General features: G+C 34.6%; 16 protein-coding genes and 2 tRNA genes. 7 read left to right on the plus strand and 11 right to left on the minus strand.

What is annotated here, in order from left to right; genetic code table 11:
• Nucleotides 1–139: 139 nt before the first annotated feature.
• The 5 genes from dinB to BST92_RS04675 all read left to right on the plus strand — a co-directional run bounded on the left by dinB (nucleotide 140) and on the right by BST92_RS04675 (nucleotide 7,191).
• Nucleotides 140–1,357, plus strand: a complete 1,218-nt coding sequence (gene dinB, locus BST92_RS04655; RefSeq protein WP_105070398.1) for a DNA polymerase IV — start codon at nucleotides 140–142, stop codon at nucleotides 1,355–1,357.
• Nucleotides 1,358–1,368: 11 nt separating this feature from the next.
• The gene (locus tag BST92_RS04660; protein WP_105070399.1) at nucleotides 1,369–4,491 is read left to right on the plus strand and encodes a DNA polymerase III subunit alpha; all 3,123 of its coding nucleotides are present in this window, start codon (nucleotides 1,369–1,371) and stop codon (nucleotides 4,489–4,491) included.
• A 59-nt stretch (nucleotides 4,492–4,550) separates the two neighbouring features.
• A complete protein-coding gene (locus tag BST92_RS04665; protein WP_105070400.1) occupies nucleotides 4,551–5,813 on the plus strand; it encodes a putative DNA modification/repair radical SAM protein in 1,263 nt (420 codons plus the stop codon).
• Nucleotides 5,810–6,613 carry a TIGR03915 family putative DNA repair protein gene (locus BST92_RS04670; RefSeq protein ID WP_105070401.1) on the plus strand — a complete coding sequence of 268 codons (804 nt, stop codon included), beginning with the start codon at nucleotides 5,810–5,812 and terminating at the stop codon, nucleotides 6,611–6,613. Before BST92_RS04665 ends, BST92_RS04670 begins: the two co-directional genes overlap by 4 nt.
• 152 nt (nucleotides 6,614–6,765) lie before the next feature.
• A complete protein-coding gene (locus BST92_RS04675) occupies nucleotides 6,766–7,191 on the plus strand; it encodes a hypothetical protein (RefSeq protein WP_105070402.1) in 426 nt (141 codons plus the stop codon).
• Between the two features lie 276 nt (nucleotides 7,192–7,467).
• On the opposite strand, the gene BST92_RS04680 is transcribed toward BST92_RS04675, so the two are convergent.
• The 5 genes from BST92_RS04680 to BST92_RS04700 all read right to left on the minus strand — a co-directional run bounded on the left by BST92_RS04680 (nucleotide 7,468) and on the right by BST92_RS04700 (nucleotide 12,772).
• A tRNA-Leu gene (locus tag BST92_RS04680) sits at nucleotides 7,468–7,553 on the minus strand.
• 58 nt (nucleotides 7,554–7,611) lie between these two features.
• Nucleotides 7,612–7,683, minus strand: a tRNA-Gly gene (locus BST92_RS04685).
• Between the two features lie 95 nt (nucleotides 7,684–7,778).
• Nucleotides 7,779–10,382: a DNA mismatch repair protein MutS gene (mutS, locus tag BST92_RS04690; RefSeq protein ID WP_105070403.1), complete on the minus strand. Its 2,604-nt coding sequence runs from the start codon at nucleotides 10,380–10,382 to the stop codon at nucleotides 7,779–7,781.
• A 166-nt stretch (nucleotides 10,383–10,548) separates the two neighbouring features.
• The gene (locus tag BST92_RS04695; RefSeq protein WP_105070404.1) at nucleotides 10,549–11,730 is read right to left on the minus strand and encodes a vWA domain-containing protein; all 1,182 of its coding nucleotides are present in this window, start codon (nucleotides 11,728–11,730) and stop codon (nucleotides 10,549–10,551) included.
• 10 nt (nucleotides 11,731–11,740) lie between these two features.
• A complete protein-coding gene (locus BST92_RS04700) occupies nucleotides 11,741–12,772 on the minus strand; it encodes an SIMPL domain-containing protein (protein WP_105070405.1) in 1,032 nt (343 codons plus the stop codon).
• A gap of 181 nt (nucleotides 12,773–12,953) precedes the next feature.
• Between BST92_RS04700 and BST92_RS04705 the strand changes: the two genes are divergently transcribed.
• Together BST92_RS04705 and BST92_RS04710 are read left to right on the plus strand one after the other, a co-directional pair.
• Nucleotides 12,954–15,299 carry a tetratricopeptide repeat-containing sensor histidine kinase gene (locus BST92_RS04705; RefSeq protein WP_105070406.1) on the plus strand — a complete coding sequence of 782 codons (2,346 nt, stop codon included), beginning with the start codon at nucleotides 12,954–12,956 and terminating at the stop codon, nucleotides 15,297–15,299.
• 10 nt (nucleotides 15,300–15,309) lie between these two features.
• Nucleotides 15,310–16,044, plus strand: coding sequence for a LytR/AlgR family response regulator transcription factor (locus BST92_RS04710; RefSeq protein ID WP_105070407.1), 735 nt, complete (start codon nucleotides 15,310–15,312; stop codon nucleotides 16,042–16,044).
• Here BST92_RS04710 and murI read toward each other — a convergent pair.
• The 6 genes from murI to porG form a co-directional block, all read right to left on the minus strand.
• Nucleotides 16,041–16,829, minus strand: a complete 789-nt coding sequence (gene murI / locus BST92_RS04715; RefSeq protein WP_105070408.1) for a glutamate racemase — start codon at nucleotides 16,827–16,829, stop codon at nucleotides 16,041–16,043. The genes BST92_RS04710 and murI overlap by 4 nt on opposite strands.
• Before the next feature lie 91 nt (nucleotides 16,830–16,920).
• The gene (locus tag BST92_RS04720) at nucleotides 16,921–17,451 is read right to left on the minus strand and encodes an OmpH/Skp family outer membrane protein (RefSeq protein ID WP_036583761.1); all 531 of its coding nucleotides are present in this window, start codon (nucleotides 17,449–17,451) and stop codon (nucleotides 16,921–16,923) included.
• Nucleotides 17,452–17,522: 71 nt separating this feature from the next.
• Nucleotides 17,523–18,383, minus strand: a complete 861-nt coding sequence (locus BST92_RS04725) for an OmpH/Skp family outer membrane protein (protein ID WP_105070409.1) — start codon at nucleotides 18,381–18,383, stop codon at nucleotides 17,523–17,525.
• A gap of 36 nt (nucleotides 18,384–18,419) precedes the next feature.
• Nucleotides 18,420–21,002, minus strand: a complete 2,583-nt coding sequence (locus tag BST92_RS04730; protein WP_170061712.1) for a BamA/OMP85 family outer membrane protein — start codon at nucleotides 21,000–21,002, stop codon at nucleotides 18,420–18,422.
• Nucleotides 21,003–21,006: 4 nt separating this feature from the next.
• The gene (locus BST92_RS04735) at nucleotides 21,007–21,741 is read right to left on the minus strand and encodes an undecaprenyl pyrophosphate synthase (RefSeq protein ID WP_105070411.1); all 735 of its coding nucleotides are present in this window, start codon (nucleotides 21,739–21,741) and stop codon (nucleotides 21,007–21,009) included.
• A 2-nt stretch (nucleotides 21,742–21,743) separates the two neighbouring features.
• Nucleotides 21,744–22,424 (minus strand): type IX secretion system protein PorG, encoded by a 681-nt coding sequence (porG, locus tag BST92_RS04740; protein ID WP_042269035.1) that lies wholly within the window; start codon nucleotides 22,422–22,424, stop codon nucleotides 21,744–21,746.
• Nucleotides 22,425–22,479 lie beyond the last annotated feature (55 nt).

The following is a 22,479-nucleotide window of genomic DNA, read 5'->3' on the forward strand; positions in this document are numbered from 1 at the left end:
AGCACATAAAATAACAAACGTGTTAGTCTATAAACCTCACAAGAAAAATCTTGTGAGGTTTTTTGACCGCTAGTTTTAAAAGAAAAGCGATAAACACCATAACCCATTATATAACTCGCGATAAGAAACACTATAAGTCATGAGCGATAAACAAATCATACATCTAGATCTAGATACGTTCTACGTATCTGTAGAAAGAAAGATGGATGCACGCCTTACTAATCGTCCTATATTAGTAGGTGGCACTAGTGACCGCGGTGTGGTGGCTGCCTGCAGTTATGAAACTAGAGGTTATGGAGTACATAGTGGAATGTCTATGAAACTAGCAAAACAGCTTTGCCCAGAAGCTGTGGTAATAAGAGGAAATGCTGGTATCTATTCAAAACACTCTGATGAAGTTACTGAGATTATCAAACAAGAAACACCTCTTTTTGAGAAATCGAGTATTGATGAATTCTATGCAGACCTGTCTGGAACAGATCGTTTCTATGGCTGTTATAAACTAGCCACAGAGATACGCAAGAAAATCATTAAAGAAACTGGATTACCTATATCATTTGGCTTGTCCGCTAATAAGGTAGTATCAAAAATCGCCACTGGCGAGGCAAAACCTAATAACCAGCTTATGATCTCTCAAGGGACAGAAAAGCTTTTTATAGCACCTCTTTCCATAAAAAAGATACCACAGGTAGGCGATAAAACGTATCAAACACTAAGACATCTAGGCATTAAACGCATTGGTACTATTCAAGAAATGCCTGAAGAAATGATGGTTAATGTACTAGGTAAAAATGGCGGTATAATATGGCGACGTGCACAAGGAATAGATAACAGACCGGTAGTTGCCTTTAATGAACGTAAATCTATAAGCACAGAGCGCACTTTTGACCGTGACACTATAGATATTAAAAAATTAAAATCAATTCTTATTGCCATGACAGAAAATCTAGCTTTTCAATTAAGACGTGGTGATAAGTTAACTGGCTGTATTAATGTTAAGATAAAATACTCTGACTTTAACACCTATACAAAACAAATGCGTATCCCGTATTGTAGCGCAGACCATATTTTAATTCCACACATCTTAGAAATCTTTGAAAAACTTTACAATCGTAGACTTTTGATAAGATTGATAGGGATAAAATTCTCGCACATAGTAAATGGACACTATCAGATTAATCTTTTTGACGATAATGAAACCTCTATGAACTTATATAAGGCATTAGATAAAATAAGGGAAAAATATGGCGATAGAACTGTTATGAGAGCCGCTGGAATGGAGTCAAAAACCATAGGTAGAATGTTAAACCCATTTAATGGATTACCACCTGTAGTCCTAGCACATCGCAAACAGTAAAAAGGCTCAATTTGTATTTAAATAATCACACATATTATTCATTGCGTTACGGGACTTTTAATGAGCAGGACCTCATTGAACTTGCCCTAAAAAATGATGTGCAAACCATTGTTCTTACAGATATTAACAATACCAGTGCCTGTCTTAATTTTATAAGACTATGCGCACAACATCAACTACACGGTGTACTGGGTATAGATTTTAGAAATAAGCACCAGCAACAATATATAGGTATTGCAAGAAATAATGAAGGTTTTCAAGAGCTCAACACTTTTCTATCTAATCATCTAGAAAATAAAATTCCATTCCCTTCACAGGCACCAGCCTTTAATAATGCATACATTATATATCCATTTAATAGAGTAATAGAGATTGGTAAAGTTCGCTTTCGCGAAAGCGAATACATAGGTATCTCTACAGCCACATTACGTAAAATGCCATTTACTAGTTATGTAAACATGCTGGATAAAATGGTTGTAATGCAAACAGTAAGTTTTAGGTCTAAAAAAGATTTTAATGCACACCGACTATTGCGCTGTATAGATCTTAATATTCTTTTGAGTCAACTGCCAGAGTCGCAACAAGGTAATATTGAAGACCAGATGATTCCTGTTTATCAATTAAAAAAAGTTTTTGAAGAATATCCTATAATCCTTCAAAATACGACACAATTATTATCACAATGTCATGTCACTTTCAATTTTGAAAACGCACAACTTAATGCAAATCAACAAGTCTACAGCACTAGTAAAGAAGCAGATTATGTTAAGTTGAGAAAGTTAGCTTATGATGGCATTAAAGATAGGTATCGAAATAAGGAAGATAAAACTGCGGTTATTGAGCGCATAGAGAAAGAAATAGGAATAGTCCATAAAAAAGGTTTTGTCGCATATTTTTTAATTAACTGGCGCATCTGTGAATATGCTCGCAGTAAAGGATTCTTTTATGTAGGTCGTGGTAGTGGCGCAAATAGCATTTTAGCTTATTTACTTAAAATTACAGAGGTTGACCCTATAGAACTAGATCTATACTTTGAACGTTTTATTAATGACTATAGAACAAGTCCACCAGATTTTGATATCGATTTTGCATGGGACGACAGGGAAGATATTACACGCTTTATCTTCAATGAATTTAATAATGTAGCGTTGCTAGCAACTTATAATACTTTTCAATATCGAGCAGTGATAAGAGAATTAGGTAAAGTCTTTGGTTTACCTAGAACAGATATAGATATGCTTACCACTGGTCATTTCCAAATAGAGCAACTGGATCAAATGCATCAATTAGTATTAAAATACAGCCATTTAATAAAAGATATGCCCAATTATACAAGCATACATGCTGGCGGAATTTTAATCACTGAAAAACCTATTCATTACTATAGTGCTACCAGTTTACCACCTAAGGGTTATCGCACCGTACAATTTGACATGCATATTGCAGAAGATGCTGGAATCCACAAATTTGATATTCTAGCACAGCGTGGCCTAGGGAAAATACGAGATACCATAGAGATTATTAAATACAATCAACCCAATGCCTCTATAGCAAACCTACATACAGATGTAAAAATATTTATGCAAGACCCAGAGATTAATAACATGATCTCACAGGCAAAATGTATAGGTTGTTTTTATATTGAGTCGCCAGCAATGAGAATGTTACTAAGTAAACTCGCTACTAATGATTATATAGGATTAGTTGCTGCAAGTTCTGTCATACGACCTGGAGTTGCACAAAGCGGTATGATGCGCGAGTTTATATTACGTACACGATATCCTGAAAAACGTAAAGAAGCGCATCCTATCATGCAAGAAATAATGCCGGAAACCTATGGTATTATGGTATATCAAGAAGATGTTATTAAAGTTGCACACTATTATGCAAAACTAGACCTTGCTGAAGCTGACGTGTTAAGACGTGGGATGAGTGGAAAGTATCGATCGCGTGAGGAGTTTCAAAAAGTAGAACGAAAGTACTTTCAAAATTGTATCGATATAGGACATGATCCTATACAAACAGAAGAGATATGGAACCAGATTAAAAGTTTTGCTGGTTATGCTTTTGCTAAAGGTCACTCAGCATCATATGCGGTAGAAAGCTACCAAAGTCTTTACCTTAAAAAGTACTTCCCATTAGAATACATGGTTGCTACACTTAATAATGGTGGTGGCTTTTACAGACCCGAACTTTATGTGCATGAAGCAAAGAAATGCGGTGCAATTATAGAGCCTCCATGTATTAACCATAGTGATATTGCAAATGTGATAAAGGGAACCAGCATCTATCTGGGCTACAGCTACCTTAAAGAACTAGAGAAAAAAACGATGATACGTATTATCGAGGCACGTCATCTAGATGGATCTTTTAAATCATTAGAAAACTTTATAGACCGAGTACTGATAAGTATAGAGCAGTTAGCTCTTTTAATACGTATAGATGCTTTTAGATTTACAGGAATAGATCGATATGAATTATTGTGGCATGCTCATTTTAAATTGGATAAATCACCTCAGAAATATATACAGAATAAATTATTTATACCTGAACATAAAGAAACCACCATACCTAAATTACATACAACAGCTTTAGAGATGGCTTATGAACAAATAGAGCTCTTGGGATTTCCTTTATGTTCTCATTTTGATTTATTACTAGAGCGACCTCAAAATAATTATGCTCGTGCAGACATGAAAGCACATCACAATAAAATGATATTAATGTATGGCTATGTAGTGAATATTAAAACGACACACACTGCTAATGGCAAACGCATGCAATTCGGCACTTTTCTAGATGTTAACGGTGATTTTTTTGACACTGTCATGTTTCCGCCGGTAGCTGCTAAAATTACCTTCCGCGGAAGCGGAATCTATAAAATATATGGTAAGGTGGTAGAAGAATTTGATTTCTATTCTATTGAGGTACATAATATGCATAAGGCAGATTATATTCAAGATCCAAGATTTGCAGAAGAGAATCCACAAACCATGCAACGATTAGAAAAACAATCTAATCTACGGGATCGTAGAATGGGCAATAGTAATGGATATCGTAAGCTAGAATTACCCCATGAAAAAATAAAAATACATCAACCTGGAGCGTCGAGAAAATCAAGTAAAACTGGCTGATTGTAATAAGATGTCATAACTTTTAATAGAGCTTATAAAAAGCTGAATAGTCAACACAAATGAATTACGAGAGAATAAAAGAAAAATTAGAAATTCTAGCAGATGCTGCAAAATATGATGTAAGCTGCAGTAGTAGTGGTAGTAAAAGACAAAACAAAAACAAAGGACTAGGCGATTCTAGCGGCATGGGTATATGTCATACTTATACTGAAGATGGTCGCTGTGTATCCCTGCTTAAAATTTTACTAACTAACGTATGCATATTTGACTGTGCTTATTGCGTGACTAGAAAGTCTAACGATATTAAACGTGCTGCTTTTACTGTACAAGAAGTAGTTGACCTCACTATAAATTTTTACCGTCGCAATTATATTGAAGGATTGTTTTTAAGTTCTGGAATTTTTAAAAGTCCTGATGCAACAATGGAAAGATTGATAAGGGTAGCAAAAAAGTTAAGAGAAGAAGAAAATTTCAATGGTTATATTCACCTTAAGTCGATTCCAGGTGCTAGTGACGAGTTAATGCAAGAAGCAGGATTATATGCTGACCGATTATCTGTAAATATTGAAATCCCTACTAAAGAAGGATTAAAATTACTAGCGCCTGATAAGGATCATAAAGATTTTATTAAACCGATGAAAGCGGTTCAGAATTCTATTCAGATATATAAATCAGAAAAAAAACTCATAAAAAACACGCCTATTTATGCACCGGCAGGTCAAAGCACACAAATGATAGTAGGTGCAACTGGTGAAAGTGATCGCGATATAATGTACAGCGCAAATTTCTTTTACAATAAATTTCAAATGAAGCGTGTATACTACTCTGGATATATACCTGTGGCAAACGACTCTAGATTACCAGCTATTGGTACAGAAGTACCTATGATGAGAGAAAACAGACTTTACCAGACCGACTGGTTGCTAAGATTTTATGGATTTAATATTCAGGAAATACTTAACGAGTCACATCTAAATCTAGATATGGATATAGACCCTAAACTTTCATGGGCATTGCGTAATCTGGATCAATTTCCTGTAGATATTAATAAAGCTGATAAACGAATGATTGCTCGTGTACCAGGTATAGGTATGAAATCAGTAGGCAAGATTTTAAGTGCTAGACGTTATAGAAAACTAAATTGGGAGCATCTTAAAGCAATAGGCATCTCGATGAATCGATCTAAGTATTTTTTAACTTGTAATTCTAGAGAATTTGAGACAAGAGATCTGACAAGCGCTAAAATAAAAAGTTTGATAATGCTCAATTCTAAAAGTAAGTATCGAAAGAATTTTAACTATCAACTCAATTTGTTCTCATGACTACTACATTATTATATGATGGTAGTTTAAATGGTTTATTAACAGCTATTTTCACCATATATGATCATAAGATAAAACTACCTATTATCTCTAAAGCCTCAAACACGCAAAAAAATCTTTTTGATGGTACAGAAATAGTTATTACTGACACAGTAAAAGCACAAAGGGTATGGAAACGCTTTGAATCCATTTGTAATCACAGAGATTCCTATCAAGTATATTGTGCGTTTCTAAGTGAAATAACTGGCATGGAAAACACTATTTACGAATATATAAAAATGACTTTTCAGGCAAAAAAAGCTCCAGGTGGTGATTTCACAAATCCAGTAGTTTTAAAGATTGCACAAGCGGCAAAAATGGTAGGTAGAGAAAAACACAGAATGGAGGCCTTTGTTAGATTTCATTTAATAGATGAAGAAACGTACTATGCTAATATTGAACCAGATTTTAATGTATTGCCATTAATCGTAAAACATTTTAAAAATAGATATGCAGATCAAAACTGGATCATATATGACTTAAGTCGTGACTATGGCATAAGTTATAATCAAATTAATGTTCAAGAAGTACATATCGAATTTAAAACACCTAAAGGCCAACGCGGTATCTTAAACAACAATAACAATTCTTATAGCCATAAGCTATCGGCAAAAACAAAATTTGAAGAAGTAGAAAATAATTACAGAGATTTATGGAATCAATATTTTAAAAGTACAAATATTCAATCTAGAAAGAATATTAAATTACATCTTCAACATGTGCCTAAAAGGTATTGGAAATATTTAAGTGAGAAAGTTTAAAATTTACAAGAATTGACAAAATAACCTGTTTACCTTCAAATCATAGTTAAAATCATGCTTTTAGTCGATAAATAGCTAAATGTAAAATAGAAATTAAGTTATTTAATCAAAAAGTATACATTTGTTTAATAAATCAATAAATCTACCTCAAAATGAAAAAATTATTTATTGGAGCGATGGCTCTTTCTCTTATGTTCGCTGTAGGATGTAGAGAAGTAGAAAAAGGAATGGAAGATGCTGCAAATGGCGTTGAAAATGCTGCAGATGCTGCAGGAGACGCTGCTGGCGATGCAATGGATGCTGCTGGTGATGCTGCTGATGACGCAATGGATGCCGCTGGTGACGCTGCTGAAAGCGCAAAAGATGCTGCAGGAAATGCTATAGATGGAGCAAAAGACGCTGCAAATAATGCAGTTGACGGTGTTAAAGATGCTGCTAACAATGCAGCTGAAGGAGCAAAAGATGCTGCAAATAATGCTGTAGATGGCGCTAAAGATGCTGCAAACAATGCAGTTGATAAAGCTGGAGACGCTGCTAAAGGAGCTGCTGATAAAGCAACAGAAGCCGGAAAAAAATGATTGGTAAATAATCTATTTTTCTTTGAAATAATAAAACCGCCTGTGAGGCGGTTTTTTTATGCTTTGGATTTAACGTCAGCACAAAAAATAATTTAAAAATGATATATGTATTATCATACCTTTATATACAAAATTATGCTATTTATCCCTTAAGTCTACCCGTTACTCAAGGCACTACAATCTAGAAGGCTTGAGTAGCTCATGCTATAGATTAGTAATTTATTTAAGATTATTACAAATAAAAAAGAGGTTATTCATTTCTGAACAACCTCTTAGTACTCGAGACGGGACTTGAACCCGTACGGGCATTACTACCCATTGGATTTTAAGTCCAACGTGTCTACCAATTCCACCACTCGAGCGATTGTGTCCGCGACACATCATTGGTATTATTATAATCTTTTTAAGAACAAACTTTAGAGCGAAAGACGGGATTTGAACCCGCGACCTCCACCTTGGCAAGGTGATGCTCTACCCCTGAGCTACTTTCGCAAAATTGAAAAACTCAAAAGCTTTTCAAAGCGAGTGCAAATTTAACAACTTTCCTTTATCTGCAAAGAGTTTCAATTAAAAATATTTGATAAAAATTATTTTCCTTGAAGCATACGTTTAATCTCGTTCAGTTTCATGAGTGCTTCCACTGGAGTAAGCGTATCAATATCAACCATAAGTATCTCTTCTTTAATATTTTGTAATAAAGGATCATCTAAATTGAAAAAACTCAATTGCATTTCTTCTTCCTGAGTATTTTGCAAAACTTTTTTAGAATCCTCTTGTTGATGACTTTTTTCAAGCCTTTTTAATATTTTATTTGCTTTCTTAATGACTTGTTGCGGCATTCCTGCCATTTTTGCCACATGGATACCAAAGCTATGATGACTACCTCCAGGGATGAGCTTGCGCATAAACAAAACCTTATCCTTCAGTTCTTTTACCTCAACATTAAAATTCTTAATACGATCAAACATCTCAGTCATCTCATTTAATTCATGATAATGAGTAGCAAAAAGTGTTTTAGGCATATAAGGATGCTCATGTAAATACTCTGTTATTGCCCATGCAATTGAAATACCGTCATAAGTACTTGTTCCTCTACCTATTTCATCTAACAATACTAAACTTCCTTTGCTAATGTTATTAAGTATACTGGCACTTTCATTCATTTCCGTCATGAATGTAGATTCACCTTGAGAGATATTGTCACTCGCACCTACCCTAGTAAATATTTTATCTACAATACCCATTTTAACATCAGTGGCTGGCACAAAACTCCCCATTTGTGCTAATAACACTATTAGAGCTGTTTGTCTTAAGATTGCAGATTTACCACTCATATTGGGACCGGTTATCATAATGACCTGCTGTTGATCTCTATCTAACAAAACATCATTAGGTATATATGGCTTATCTGCAGGAAGCATTTTTTCTATCACAGGATGTCTGCCTCCAATAATCTCTAAAGCATCACCTTCTAATAGTCGCGGTCTAACATAATTACTTTGTACCGCATGTGCTGCAAATGATATTAAACAATCTAATTGCCCAATCAATTGAGCATTATTTTGTATCACTTTAATAAAAGGCACAATTTCTTGAACAATTTTATAAAACAACTCTTGCTGTAGAGCATTAATACGTTCTTCGGCACCTAATATTTTTGATTCATATTCTTTTAATTCTTCAGTAATATATCGCTCTGCGTTAACCAGCGTTTGTTTTCTAATCCACTCTTCTGGTACCTTATCCTTGTGAGTGTTTCTAACCTCAATGTAATAACCAAACACATTATTACTTGCAATCTTCAAACTAGTTATCCCAGTTTCCTCGGTATGTCTAGCAAGCATATTATCAAGGTACTCTTTACCACTGTTAGCTAAACCTCTCAACTCATCTAGCTCACTGTTATAACCAGCAGCTATAGTTCTACCTTTTAATATATTAACTGGAGCCTCTTCATCTATTGACTCCTTGATTAAACTAGTCAAGTGAGTACAAGCATTAAGATTATCACCTAAGGATTGCAGGGCTTTATTACCAGAATCTTCTGCTATTATTTTTACAGGATCTATAGCCTCGAGACTATTTTTAAGTTGTACAACCTCTCGAGGACATATTTTACCAACAGCAACTTTAGAGACCAATCTTTCTAAATCACTCATGCGCTTAAACTCAAGCTTTATTGCATTTAAAGTTTCTGAAGATTTTGTAAAGAACTCAACTATATCATGTCTTCTCTCTATTTGTTGCTTGTTTTTTAATGGAAACGCTAGCCATCTTTTTAACATACGACCGCCCATGGCCGTTGTAGTTTGATCTATGACATCAATGAGCGTAACTGCACCAGAGCTTAAGGCCTGGTATAATTCTAAATTGCGCACAGTAAATCGATCCATCCAGACATGATCCTCATCTACTATCCTAGAAATTCCTGCAATATGATCTACTTTGTGATGTTGTGTTTCTTCTAGATAATGTAGGATAGCTCCAGCGGCTGTTATAGACTCCTCTAATTTTTCAATACCAAATCCTTTTAATGAATTGATTTTAAAATGTTTTAATAAAGATTCTCGTGCAAAGTCTATTTGAAACACCCAATCTTCTAGAAAGAAATATGGCAAATCATATGGAAAATCTTCTCTTAACAAGGTTTTATCCTTGCGATTGATCAATACCTCACTAGGATTGAAGTTTTGTAATAGTTTATCAATCTCTTCTCTCGACCCTTGACTCACTAAAAATTCACCTGTAGAAATATCCAAAAATGCTACTCCATAAATATTTTTATTTACCGTTACCGCAGCTAAAAAGTTGTTGCTTTTGGACTGTAATACTTCATCGTTAAGAGCTACTCCAGGAGTGATTAACTCAGTAACACCTCTTTTTACTATTGTTTTAGTTTGTTTAGGATCTTCTAGTTGATCACATATGGCAACTCGCTCACCGGCCTTTACTAATTTAGGTAAGTAAGTATTCATTGAATGATGAGGAAAACCTGCTAGTTCAATAGGTTCTCCACCATTATTTCTACTGGTTAAGACAATATTTAAAATGCGCGCAGTCTTAATGGCATCCTCTCCAAAGGTTTCATAAAAATCTCCAACACGGAAAAGCAACAATGCATCTGGATATTTAGTCTTTATCCTGTTGTATTGTTGCATTAATGGAGTGACCTTCTTAACCTTCTTTGACAAACCGTATACTTATAAGTGAGCATCAAAAATACGATTCTGTTGCCGCTCGTTACGGCAATTCAAACAGCATTTTTCAACAGCTTGTCAGTCTTAGAGGTTAGATATTGTTTTAAAAGTTAAAAGGTTGTTTTTATTACGCTTTCGCGAAAGCGTAATAAAAAAATCTCTAATCTATTTCCCAAGTATAATTTTTTAAGGCGGCTTTCTTTCTAACTGCATTAATCATAGCGCTCTCCAAACCATTGTCACGAGAATTTTGTGATTGTATGAATTGCTCGCGTTTCTTACTTAAATCCAGAATCCTCTTCTGTACGCTTACTCTTTCTTTCTTTTTTGCAAGAGTTATAGCCTTTATTTCCTCCACAGATTTATCTTTCAAATTTGCATCAAGAGTTTTTTTATTTGCTGTAATTAGATCTTCAAGCATTTCTTCATCCTCAGCAGCATCTATTAAATCCCAACCTGCATTATTATATACGCTCTTTGATTTCACAACACTACGATTCACATTTGCTGTTACAGACACACCAGCTGTTTGATTATCTATATAATTTTGCTGTGCAATTCTAGATTGACCTTGACTTCCATAAGAAATATAAGTACTGTTTAATTGTGAATTAAGTTGTAATATCTTGTCATCATAAGGTGTTTTTACATAATGAGTTTGTTGATTGTGATCAATTACCATGTATTCTCCTTTTCCTAAAAAAGCAGCGTTTTTCCATTTTAAAGAGATTCCTGTTTGTGCATCACCACAGAATATAGTGTTAATAGTAATATCTTTTTGAGAGGCATCTTTCATAGCGTCATTTATTGAAGTATTGCCTTGAAGAAAGGATTCATTACCAGCTATAAATAACATCTTTAAATCTTGAGTACCATTGCGCCATTCTAAATTTTTTGTTGCGTGATTAATTACCGCACCACAATACTCATCACCACCATTAGTATCGAGGGCAAACAATTCTTTACTTATTAAATCTAGATCTGTAGAAAAAGGAACTATCTGTCTTAAAAAATCTTCCTGTTGTGGAATTGTAGTATTACCATACTCATACAACGCGATTTCAATATTAACCTGTACTTCATTACACTGCGCATAAGTCATTTTATTTACAAGATTCCATAATTGAGTTTTAGCTTGATCTATTAGTCCATTCATACTACCACTCGTATCTAGTAATAATGCTATTTGAATAGTTGCTGGTTGAATGGGTTGAGAAGGCTTTCTCTCCAATAAAGCAACCTCTGTCATACTATCATTTACAGGTTTTTCCATAGTTGCACCTTTACATGCAATAAATGCGAGTAATACAGTCGTAATTAAGATATTCTGAAGAGTTTTCATGACTTTTATTTTAAGAGTTAGGTAATTGTTTGATATCTACTGGACCTGTAGGCGATATGACATATACTTTAGGCTTAGGCTCTTTTACTGGCGCAACAGGTGCAATTGGCTTGGCTGGCTTAGGTACGTATCGCAATGTTAAATCCATACCTAATTGTATGACAGGTTTAGTGATTGCGGCATTAACGACGATATCATAACCAGAATGAGCAATAGGGTCATAGTAATATGAGATTGGTTTTTTAATACGCGTCACACCTTTCTTTTGTTTAAGTGCATCCATACTTATATTATTGGCTGCAACATAACTTTTGTAATGATCTTTAGGCATATGGTAATACTTAGCATCGGCCATGTGGACATCATACTCACTCATATCAAAACCTAACGCTGTATAGTATTCTTTCTTCTTTTTTACTTCGGTAAGTAGTTTGGTTTGTAGATCAGCATATATTGCTTCTAGATTTTTTACATAATAATCTACTTTAACGAGGTTATAAACCTCGGCACTGGCACATGCAGATAATATTTTTTCAAAGTCGGCATCATCACGATAAGAAATCAATAAATTTTGCTGTAATTCAAAACCGACAGGAACCTCAGTATAAGTTTTACTGAAAAGCTTTTTAGTGACTTCTATCTCGTATTGAGGTATAAATGAAATCATATCTACAGCAAATTTCCCATTAAAGCCTTTGCCTCTCAATTCAGCTTTAATGGCATTAATTTTATCACTCATTAATTGCGTGGTCTCGTCTGCTGTTTCTCCTACCTGATTAATATTAAACACAGCGGTGTAATCTGTGGCTTCAACGTTATAAAGGCTACGCAAGTTTAAGTTTAATACATTGCTAGGTTGCAAGGCAACACTTGCGACAGGTCTGGCATTATAACCTATCACTCGCGCATTACCCATATCTGCTGTTGCTATATTAGCTCTGGATATTTCCATTTGCGAGGCTTGGTTATTAAAATTACCTAAATGCTGTGCACTCAAACTAAGTGTACAAAGGATTAAAAATGTAGATGAGATGATTTTCATTTTATTAGATTTTATTTATCAAAACTACTGGGATAGCACATTGTAAAATATCTCAAATGAGTGAAACTAGTATATGGATGAGTGTATGGACATACCCATCGAGTAGACCTATACATTACTACCTAAATCTATCTCTAAACAGCTCATAAACGGCACAGTGCTTGAATCTATATAACATTTAATGCCTAAGTTTACAACCGTAATGAGAGCAATAATCCTATTTATAATTTTATCATTGGGTGTAACCATTACGGTTATGGCACAAAGTAATGAGTCACGCAAGACTACTAGTGAACGTACCACTATGGTTCTAGAAGGTCGTGTTGTTAGTGATAAAAGAAAACCGGTATCTGGTGTTAATATTGAAGGCCCCATGGGACGATATGCTACTACAGATTTACAAGGTTATTTTAAAATTCCAGCAAACCTAGGTGATGAAATAATCATAAGGCGATCTGATTTTGAAACCGTGTACTATACAATAAGAAGTAATGATAAGGTAGAGATTCAAGTTATAGATGATCTATCACAAAAAGACCGCCTTAAATCATTGAGCTATGAAGTTTTAATGGATAGCGCCCAGGTTTATCTTAAAAAAGACGCACAAAAAACTGCAGACTTTATAATCGCTGCTTTATCTAATAATCCTAATGGGATAGGCGCTGTTAAAGAGGCTAAAGCTTATGAAAAATTAGGTGATTTATACCTATTTAATAAACAAGCAGATCTAGCAATTACTAACTATAGAGCGGCCATTAAGTCTCAAAACACAGCACAAAGGCAACTCAAACTAGCTCAGTCACTACAGAGCAATGGTAATTATCAAGAAGCAATCAAAACACTAGAAGCTCTTACTGCAAATCAAAAATCAAAAAAATCATCTTCTAATCGCAGTACAGGACTTACTAACCAGCAATTAGTAACTGCTTATACAGCTCTAGGAAATGCTTATGAAAAAACTAATAATACCCAAGCAGCGCTTAAAAATCATCAAGTAGCTTTACAAACTGCACAAACAAACAATTTAACCACATTACTACCACAACTTAATACAAACATTGCAAATATCTATAACTCAACGGGACAAGTCAGTACTGCAGAGTCTTATTACAGCGACGCCATTCAAGATTCAAAAAATGAAGGAATTATAAGCAATGTAGTTACACAGTCTGCCACCGCAGATTTTTATAATAGCAATCAACAATATGATAAAGAAATTGCTTTACGTAAAAAAAACATTGAACTTATTGATAAAGCAAGTACTGCAAAAAGAAAGGCAACGGTAACAAACCTTGAGGCACCTAGCTCTAGTAACATTATAGAGATGGAAGATACCATTATGGAAGATCTAGAAGTGGGCGCGCTTATAGATATACCTGTGGATAACGTCACAACAACATACTCAAAACAAAAAGAACAACTTAAAATTGCTGAAGCCTATAAAGCCACAAATAATTTTGTAGAAGCAATCGCTTCTTTTGAAAGCAGTTTTAAAGAAGCTAGTTTAAATAATGACCTAGAGACTAAAAAAGAGGCCGCGCGCAATCTTTATAAACTTTATCGTACCAATGGTAACACGGCAAAATCATTAAAATATAATGAGATTTACATTGAAACCGTTGACCGACTTTATGAGCAAAAAGAGCAAGAAATAGCTTTAAACACTCGTAAAGCACAAGAGTTAGTGAATAGACAAACCCGAATTCTAACACTTGAAAAAGATCGGGAACTTACAGAAAATAGAATCACGCTAATTAATACAGAGCGTGAATTAACCCAACAAGTTAACAATCGACAACGCTGGATCATCTACTCACTTATTGCATTAAGTCTATTATTAATCACACTAGCTTACTTTATGTGGCGCAATAATAAACAACAGCGCATCAACAATCATTTACTAGCACTCAAATCACTGCGCAGCCAGATGAATCCACATTTTATTTTTAATGCACTTAACTCTGTAAATAGTTACATAGCAATGAATAATGAACGTGCTGCAAATAAATATCTAGCAGACTTTTCTAAACTCATGCGCAGTGTTCTCGAGAATTCAGAACTGGACTTCATACCACTGCCTAAAGAAATTGAATTACTAGGCCTGTATTTAAAACTCGAACACGAGCGTTTTAAGAACAAATTTGATTATGATTTGATCATCGATCCTAGGCTAGAAAACACTTCGTTACAAGTGCCTCCTATGTTACTGCAACCCATTATTGAAAATGCAGTATGGCATGGATTAAGATATAAGGATGAGAAAGGTTTTTTAAAGGTCGCTTTCGCGAAAGCTGAAAACGAAATTATCGTCACCATAACAGATAACGGAATAGGAAGAGCTAAGTCCAAAAAGCTCAAAACGGAACACCAAAAGAAACGAGAAAGCAAAGGCCTGGGCAACGTAATGAATAGAGTAGCATTACTAAATGAATTACACGATTGCCAGATTGATTTGATAGTAAACGATGCTGGCTTATCTCCAGATATAGGGACTGAGGTTACCGTTAAAATGACTTATTCTAATTAAAAAATGCTCTATGAACTTAAAAGCGATTATCGTAGAAGATGAGCAAATCTCTAGAGAGATTCTCAAAAAATACTTATCTAAGTACTGTCCTAACGTTACCATTCTTGCTGAAGCATCTAATGTAGATGAGGCCTTACAACTACTGCGCAAAACAGAAATAGACCTATTATTTTTAGATGTTGAAATGCCCTTTGGGACCGCATTTGATTTGCTAGACCGGCTAGGTAATAGAGATTTTGAAACTGTTTTTGTAACCGCTTATGATCAGTATGCAAAGGAAGCTTTAAATCAACAAGCTGCATATTATTTATTAAAACCTATTGAAATAGATGAGCTTATTAAAGCTGTTGATATAGTAAAAAGCATTAAGGAACGTGAAGAAGAAGTAAACATAGGACTATCTATAAAAGAGCAAAGCAATTCTCAATTAAATGATAAAATCACCATACCTACTCAAGAAGGTTTTGAGGTCATTCCTGTAAAGGATATTATTTACTGTACCGCAGATGATAATTATACTAACGTTTATCTATCTCACAAACACAAACTAGTTTCTAAAACCTTAAAACACTTTGAGGACATGCTTACTGATAAAGGTTTTTGCAGAATCCATAAGTCACATTTAATAAATGCCTCACATGTAACAGCCTATAAAAAAGGTAAAGGCGGCAGCGTGATATTAGGTGATATAGAATTACCGGTAAGTCCTAGTCGAAAATTAGAACTATTTAAATTCTTTAGTTAAAAGTCTAGATAGTCCACCCTTCTATTATTGACTTCAACAGTTAGCAAGTCGAGCACTTGAGTATTGAGATTAGAATACAACTCATGATGACCTAGTGCGGTCTGGTTATTTAAAATATTAAACTCTTTTAATATATGTAGAGTTTGCCTGGCCACAGCAGCTCCACTATCTATGATTTTTACACGGCTGGGCAATAGCTCTTGCAATATGTCTTTAATGTATGGATAATGACTACAACCTAACACGAGATAATCAATACCAGATATCATGAATGGCTCTGTAATACTCACCAATAAATCTCGCATTTCTTCAGAATCTTTTTTACCAGATTCAATAAGTTCTACGATACCTGTACCTACTATTTCTATGGTGTTTACATCCTTTGTAAAGGCTTTTTGAGTTCTATTAAACAATTCACTTGATAATGTCCCTTGCGTGGCCAGAATACCTATCTTACCAGTAGCGCTATTAAGAGCAGCAGGTTTAATTGCTGGCTCAATACCTATAAAAGGCACATCATAATGTTCTCGTAAATAAGAGATACTGTTAGTAGTTGCAGTATTACAAGGTACAGCGATTAATTTACAACCACGACTAAGCAAGTAATCTGTGTTTTTAATACATAATTTAGTGATTTCATCTTTAGACTTACGACCATAAGGTGCATGCTTACTGTCTGCTAGATAAATGGTGTTTTCATGCGGTAACAATTGTACCACTTCTTTCCATACTGAAGTTCCACCTACTCCACTGTCGAAAAACCCAATAGGCTGTAAATTACTCATGATATAAAGATAATGTGTATACTAGAATTTAACGCATAAAAAAAACCGCTTATAATAGTTAAGCGGTTTTTTAAAATATGGTATTAAATAATTACTGAGTAATACCTAATTCTTTTTTTACGTCTGGCGTGATATCATAGCCATCTGCCATGATTACTCCTGTACCTGTTGTTGAGTCTAGTACATAGTCAAAACCTTTTGCACGAGCTACTTTTTGAATAGCATCACGTACTTTTTTATACAATGGCTTTAAAAGATCTGTTCTTTTTTGAGCCATAGCTTGTTGAGAACTTTGGTAGTACTCTTCTAGTTTCTTTTGACCAGCCATAAGCTCTTGGTAAGCACGTTGATTTTCTTCATCGCTACGTGATTCAGCAAGACTTTTTAATTGTTCTGCTTTGTTTTGCAATTCCTTATCCATTTCACCTAGAGTTGCTTCATAAGTCTTAGCAAGATCTCTTAGTTGTTTATCAGCAGCTTTAGCTTGAGGTAGTTGTTCAACTAACTCTTGAGATGCTACGTGACATACTTTACTAGGAGTAGCCTGAGCTTGAACTGTGTTGATTCCTGCCATAAGAAACATCACTACTACTGCTGTTATAAGGGTTTTTACTTGTTTCATTTTCTAATTATTAATTGTTGTTTTGCTTTAATTTCTATTAACGCGGCTGCAAATATAATGGTCTCGCGTTATTATTCACCGCCTGGAGGCGTTTTTTGATTTGCCTTTTTCTTTGCTTCACGTGCTTTTAGTATACTATCCTTGCGTCTCTCTCTTGCCTCGATTATACTATCTCTACGCTTTTGAAACTTTGCAGCTCTGGCTGCTTTGATAGAGTCACGTACTCTTAATTTCTCAAGTCTTGCTTTTTCTCTATCATTTATTAGTTGTTCTTTTGCTTCTTCTTTTTGCTCTACAGTTTCTGCTTCTTCTACAGATAAGTAGCGTTCTTCTTTCTCTTGTTCTCTCAATTCTTCTTTAGTAGGCTCTTTATCATTACCTCTATTTCTAGAATCGATTTTTGCAGTTCTACCTATTGCTTTCAAAACCTGATCACTTAAATCATGACGCTCTGCATTATAAAGCATTGCTGCCTCAGAACTATCAAGTATGTAATCATATTTTTTAAGGCTTCCTATCTTACGAATTTCATTAAAAACTTGATCTTGTACTGGTTGTATTAGCTGTTCTTTTTGTAAAACAAAATCACCTTGAGGACCGAATCTTTTTTGCTGATAGTTTAAAAGCTCTTCTTCTTTTATCTTAATATCTTCTTCTTTCTCTTCAATAAGCTCATTAGTTAGTAAGACTCTTTCATTTTGCAAAGCATCTTTCATTTGTTGCACTTCTAGACTCATGGCATCAATTTCTTGTTTCCACTTACCCATTTTTTGCTCTAGTTGTTGAGACGCTTTTTGATACTCTGGTACATTCTCGAGAATATATTCCATATCAATAAAACCTACTCTAATACCTCTAGTTCCTCCTTGCGCTTTCGCGAAAGCGAAACTCATAAAGGCCATTATGCTGATAACAAAAATCTTATTTTTCATAAGCTCAAAGTGTTTATAGAAAATATCGTGCCATTCTTAGAATTGTTGCCCGATGATGAAGTGAACATTCCATCCACTAGGATCGTTGCTGATTGTATTATTAGGAGAATCAAATCCATAACCAAAGTCAATACCTAACAATCCAAAAGCTGGCATAAATATACGCAATCCAGCACCTGCAGAACGTTTAACTTCAAATGGGTTGTATTCTCTAAAGTTCTCGTACGACGCGCCTGCCTCTGCAAAAGATAATACATAAATAGATGCTGCTTGCTCTAAAGATATAGGGTATCTCAACTCAAAAGAGAATTTATTGTAAACCGTATCACCATCTACCGAATTAATTGTTACTGCTTGTGGACTATCATAACCTCTTAATCTTACTATATCACGTCCATCTAAAGAAAATGCTCCTAAACCATCACCACCTACAAAGAAACGTTCAAATGGTACAAGACCACGATCTTGATTATAAGCTCCTAAGAATCCAAATTCTGTATTTGTTTCTAAAACTAATTTATCATAAAGCCTAGTATACCATTTACCTTGAAATTTTATTTTATAGAACTCTAAAAACTTTAATCGTTCTCTATCTATTTTTTCTTGATCTGCTACACCGTTAGTTTGATATTGTTCTTGCTCACCTAGATTGGCATAATCTATCCCATTAAAAAGAGAATATGGTGGTGTAAATTTAGCGGTGATTGAAAAAGAAGAACCATATGTAGGGAATATAGGATTTACACCTACATTATTTCTGCTTAAACCTACCGTGTACGCTAAGTTATTTGCATATCCTGTGTTAAAATCAAAAAGTTGGGAACTATAATTTCTAACAGTATATCTCTGATAAGATAATGCTTGTGAAAATTGGAAATAATTATCAGGCCATTCTAATCTTTTTGCAAGACCTATGGTTCCTCCAGTAATTAAGAATCGCTGACTACGATCAACATCTCTAAAATTAGCTGTAGTTCGATATTGTTCACTATGTGAAAAAGACACATTAAATGAAACTGGTTTCTTACCACCTAACCATGGTTCAGTGAAATTTAAACTATATGTTCTAAATATGGTACTTGCTTGAGCTCGTATCGCTAGTGTCTGGCCATCACCCATAGGCACTGGCTCATAAGCCTCACCATTAAAAATGTTACGTAAAGAAAAGTTGTTGAAACGTAAACCTAGTGTACCCACAAAACCACCACCACCATAACCACCTTGTAGTTCGATCTGGCTAGCTCCTGCTTCTTCTAATTCAAATTCAACGTCGACAGTACCGTCTTGCTGACTTACATTTTTAAGTTGTGGATTAATCGTTTCTGGATTAAAGAATCCTAGCTGACCTAATTCACGAATTGAGTTAATAATTTTTTGTCTAGAATATCTTTCACCTGGCGTGGTTTGTAAATTTCTATAAATGACGTGGTCGTTAGTTCTAGTGTTACCAGTAACGGTGATGTTATTAAAGAAGGCTTCTTCACCTTCTACTATACGTACTTCAAAATCTATGGTGTCATTATACACTCGTGTTTCAACAGCATTTACAGATGAGAATAGGTAACCCGTATTTTGATATTGATTTGAGATATCATCAGAGTCTGGATCCTGTGGATTGCTAATACGTTCATAAAATGCCACTCCATTATACACATCTCCTTTATCTACTTGCAGTATTCTTCTTAATTGATCGTCAGTGTAAACAGTGTTTCCTACAAATTCTATATTACCGAAATAATACTTTTTACCTTCTTCTACCTCTATATCTAAAGAAATCCTTTTATCACTGTTTTTTATAAGAGTATCTCCTATAATACGTGCATCTCTAAAACCTCTTTCTTTATACATATCAAGAACAGAACTTAAATCTTCTTGATAATCTGCCTCAATGTACTTAGACCTTTTTAATAATCTAAATGGATTGCGACGTTTTGTATTTTTCATTGCTTTACGCAACTTTTTATCTTCAATCAATTGGTTTCCAGTAAAAGTAATTTCTTCTACTTTTACTTTCTCACCTTTGTTAATATCGATTTTCATATCAACACGATTGGTGCTTTGATCTGTTGTATCGATTACTTCACGTACACGTACTAACGCGTCTGCATATAAATAACCGTCATCTCTATATTTATTCTCAATAAAGTTACGTGTATTAGTAACTAGGTTCTCAGTTGCTTTACGACCACTGGTAAGCTTAAGTTCATCTCTTAAGTCTTTAGCTTTGCGCTCTTTAATACCAGTTATTTCTACATTACTAAGATTAGGTACCTCAACAATGTTTAATTCAAGGTTAATGATTTCTAACTCACCACCATCTGGATCAGGAATCACGCTGGTTTTATAGAATCTAATATCACTGAATAGCTTTAAATCCCATAATTTTTTAACCACATCACTTAATCGCTGCCCTGGAACATAGATTTCATCTCCTTTACGTAGACCTGTAAAAGCGATTACGGTGTTTTCGTTATAAGTCTGGCTACCTGTTACAGTAATGTCACCTAGTTTATATTTTGTGGCGTTTCCAATAGGTGTATCTGCCTGTTGTGCCTTTATAGTAGTTCCTAATAAAAATACTACTGCTATAAGTAGCGAGTGTGCTAGCTGTCTTGTCATTATTCTATAATTGTTCACTCGTTTTACCGAATCTACGTTCTCGGTCTTGATAATTTTTTAATGCTTCTATAAGATGTTCTTTCCTGAAATCAGGCCATAGCACATCTGTAAAATAAAGCTCTGCATAAGCGATTTGCCATAGCAAAAAGTTGCTTATACGTTGCTCTCCACTAGTTCTAATCAATAGGTCAACGTCTGGCATGTAATTAGTATACAACAAACTATTTATGGTGTCCTGATTGATATTTTCAATTTCTATTTCACCTTCTTTCACCTTACTTGCTACATTTTTAATCACAGTAATTAACTCTTCACGTGACCCGTAACTAAGGGCTAGCGTTAAATTCATGTGATCATTACTTGCAGTAGCGGTAATTACTTCTTGAAGTTCTTTTTGAGCAGTTTTAGGCAATAATTCTAGACTACCTACTGCTTTTAATGAAATATTGTTTTTTTGTAATGTAGGAAGTTCTTTTTTAAGACTAGAAACCAGCAATCTCATAAGAGTATCCACTTCTAGCTTAGGTCTTTTCCAATTTTCTGTACTAAAAGCGTAAAGCGTTAAATTTTTAATACCTAGCTCAGCGCAAGTTTCCACCGTTTCTCTTACAGCTTTTGCTCCTTTCTCATGTCCTCGCACTCGCATGAGACCTTGCTTTTTTGCCCAGCGACCATTACCATCCATAATTACAGCAACATGCTGTGGAATATTATGGGTATGTAGTACGTTTTTATCCATTCTTAAAAATTACAATAACAAGGTTTTCTACCAAATGCATAAGTTAACGTCACTCCAGAGAATACATACCAATCATTATTGTTAATATTCCCAAAACTCACGTTTTCAAAATCCTCGTTATTACTACCATCTAGATTGTCTGTAAATGTATATCGCACACCTGCTTCTAATCCTAGTACTAGTTTAGGCGCAATATTATACTTAACTCCTAAAATAAATGGAATTGCTAATCCTCTATCTGTATCTTCTTCTACTAATTGATTACTTACTTGGTCTAATCTAAATGCCTCATATTGAAAACCAGTAATCCCTGTGTAAATATAGGGCACGATTTGAGGTTTACCAGTGTAAAGTTCCCATTCCCAAAAATTATACTCTATTCCTACACTCGCTTCTATAAGATTATAATTATACTTATATCCTCTTAAATCTCTAGAAACATCATCACTATCGTTATCATCACCTACCATATTAGAAAATATTACCGATGCTCTAAAGCTGTGACGATCACTACGGTTCCATTTAAAAAGACCTCCTACTGTTAGATCTACAGGATCAATAAACTGAGTACTACCTACATCACCTATGATATTACTACCACCGGCAAATAGACCTACTTCATAGGTTTGCGCTTTCGCGAAAGCGAAACAAAAAAGAAAACTAACTAATAATAATAAACGCATGGAAATTTTAAAACGTGCAAATATAACAATTCTCATTACCTGACATGAGTAAACA

It is taken from the genome of Nonlabens arenilitoris (assembly GCF_002954765.1).
Classification (GTDB): Bacteria; Bacteroidota; Bacteroidia; order Flavobacteriales; family Flavobacteriaceae; genus Nonlabens; species Nonlabens arenilitoris.

What these genes read in the sequence shown, in the direction of transcription:
- BST92_RS04695 (WP_105070404.1), bottom strand. Translation starts at nt 11,730, where the DNA reads ATGAAAACTCTTCAGAATATCTTAATTACGACTGTATTACTCGCATTT.
- BST92_RS04665 (WP_105070400.1), top strand. Translation starts at nt 4,551, where the DNA reads ATGAATTACGAGAGAATAAAAGAAAAATTAGAAATTCTAGCAGATGCT.
- BST92_RS04730 (WP_170061712.1), bottom strand. Translation starts at nt 21,002, where the DNA reads ATGACAAGACAGCTAGCACACTCGCTACTTATAGCAGTAGTATTTTTA.
- BST92_RS04725 (WP_105070409.1), bottom strand. Translation starts at nt 18,383, where the DNA reads ATGAAAAATAAGATTTTTGTTATCAGCATAATGGCCTTTATGAGTTTC.
- BST92_RS04720 (WP_036583761.1), bottom strand. Translation starts at nt 17,451, where the DNA reads ATGAAACAAGTAAAAACCCTTATAACAGCAGTAGTAGTGATGTTTCTT.
- BST92_RS04700 (WP_105070405.1), bottom strand. Translation starts at nt 12,772, where the DNA reads ATGAAAATCATCTCATCTACATTTTTAATCCTTTGTACACTTAGTTTG.
- BST92_RS04675 (WP_105070402.1), top strand. Translation starts at nt 6,766, where the DNA reads ATGAAAAAATTATTTATTGGAGCGATGGCTCTTTCTCTTATGTTCGCT.
- porG (WP_042269035.1), bottom strand. Translation starts at nt 22,424, where the DNA reads ATGCGTTTATTATTATTAGTTAGTTTTCTTTTTTGTTTCGCTTTCGCG.
- BST92_RS04735 (WP_105070411.1), bottom strand. Translation starts at nt 21,741, where the DNA reads ATGGATAAAAACGTACTACATACCCATAATATTCCACAGCATGTTGCT.
- dinB (WP_105070398.1), top strand. Translation starts at nt 140, where the DNA reads ATGAGCGATAAACAAATCATACATCTAGATCTAGATACGTTCTACGTA.
- BST92_RS04670 (WP_105070401.1), top strand. Translation starts at nt 5,810, where the DNA reads ATGACTACTACATTATTATATGATGGTAGTTTAAATGGTTTATTAACA.
- murI (WP_105070408.1), bottom strand. Translation starts at nt 16,829, where the DNA reads ATGAGTAATTTACAGCCTATTGGGTTTTTCGACAGTGGAGTAGGTGGA.
- BST92_RS04710 (WP_105070407.1), top strand. Translation starts at nt 15,310, where the DNA reads ATGAACTTAAAAGCGATTATCGTAGAAGATGAGCAAATCTCTAGAGAG.
- BST92_RS04705 (WP_105070406.1), top strand. Translation starts at nt 12,954, where the DNA reads ATGCCTAAGTTTACAACCGTAATGAGAGCAATAATCCTATTTATAATT.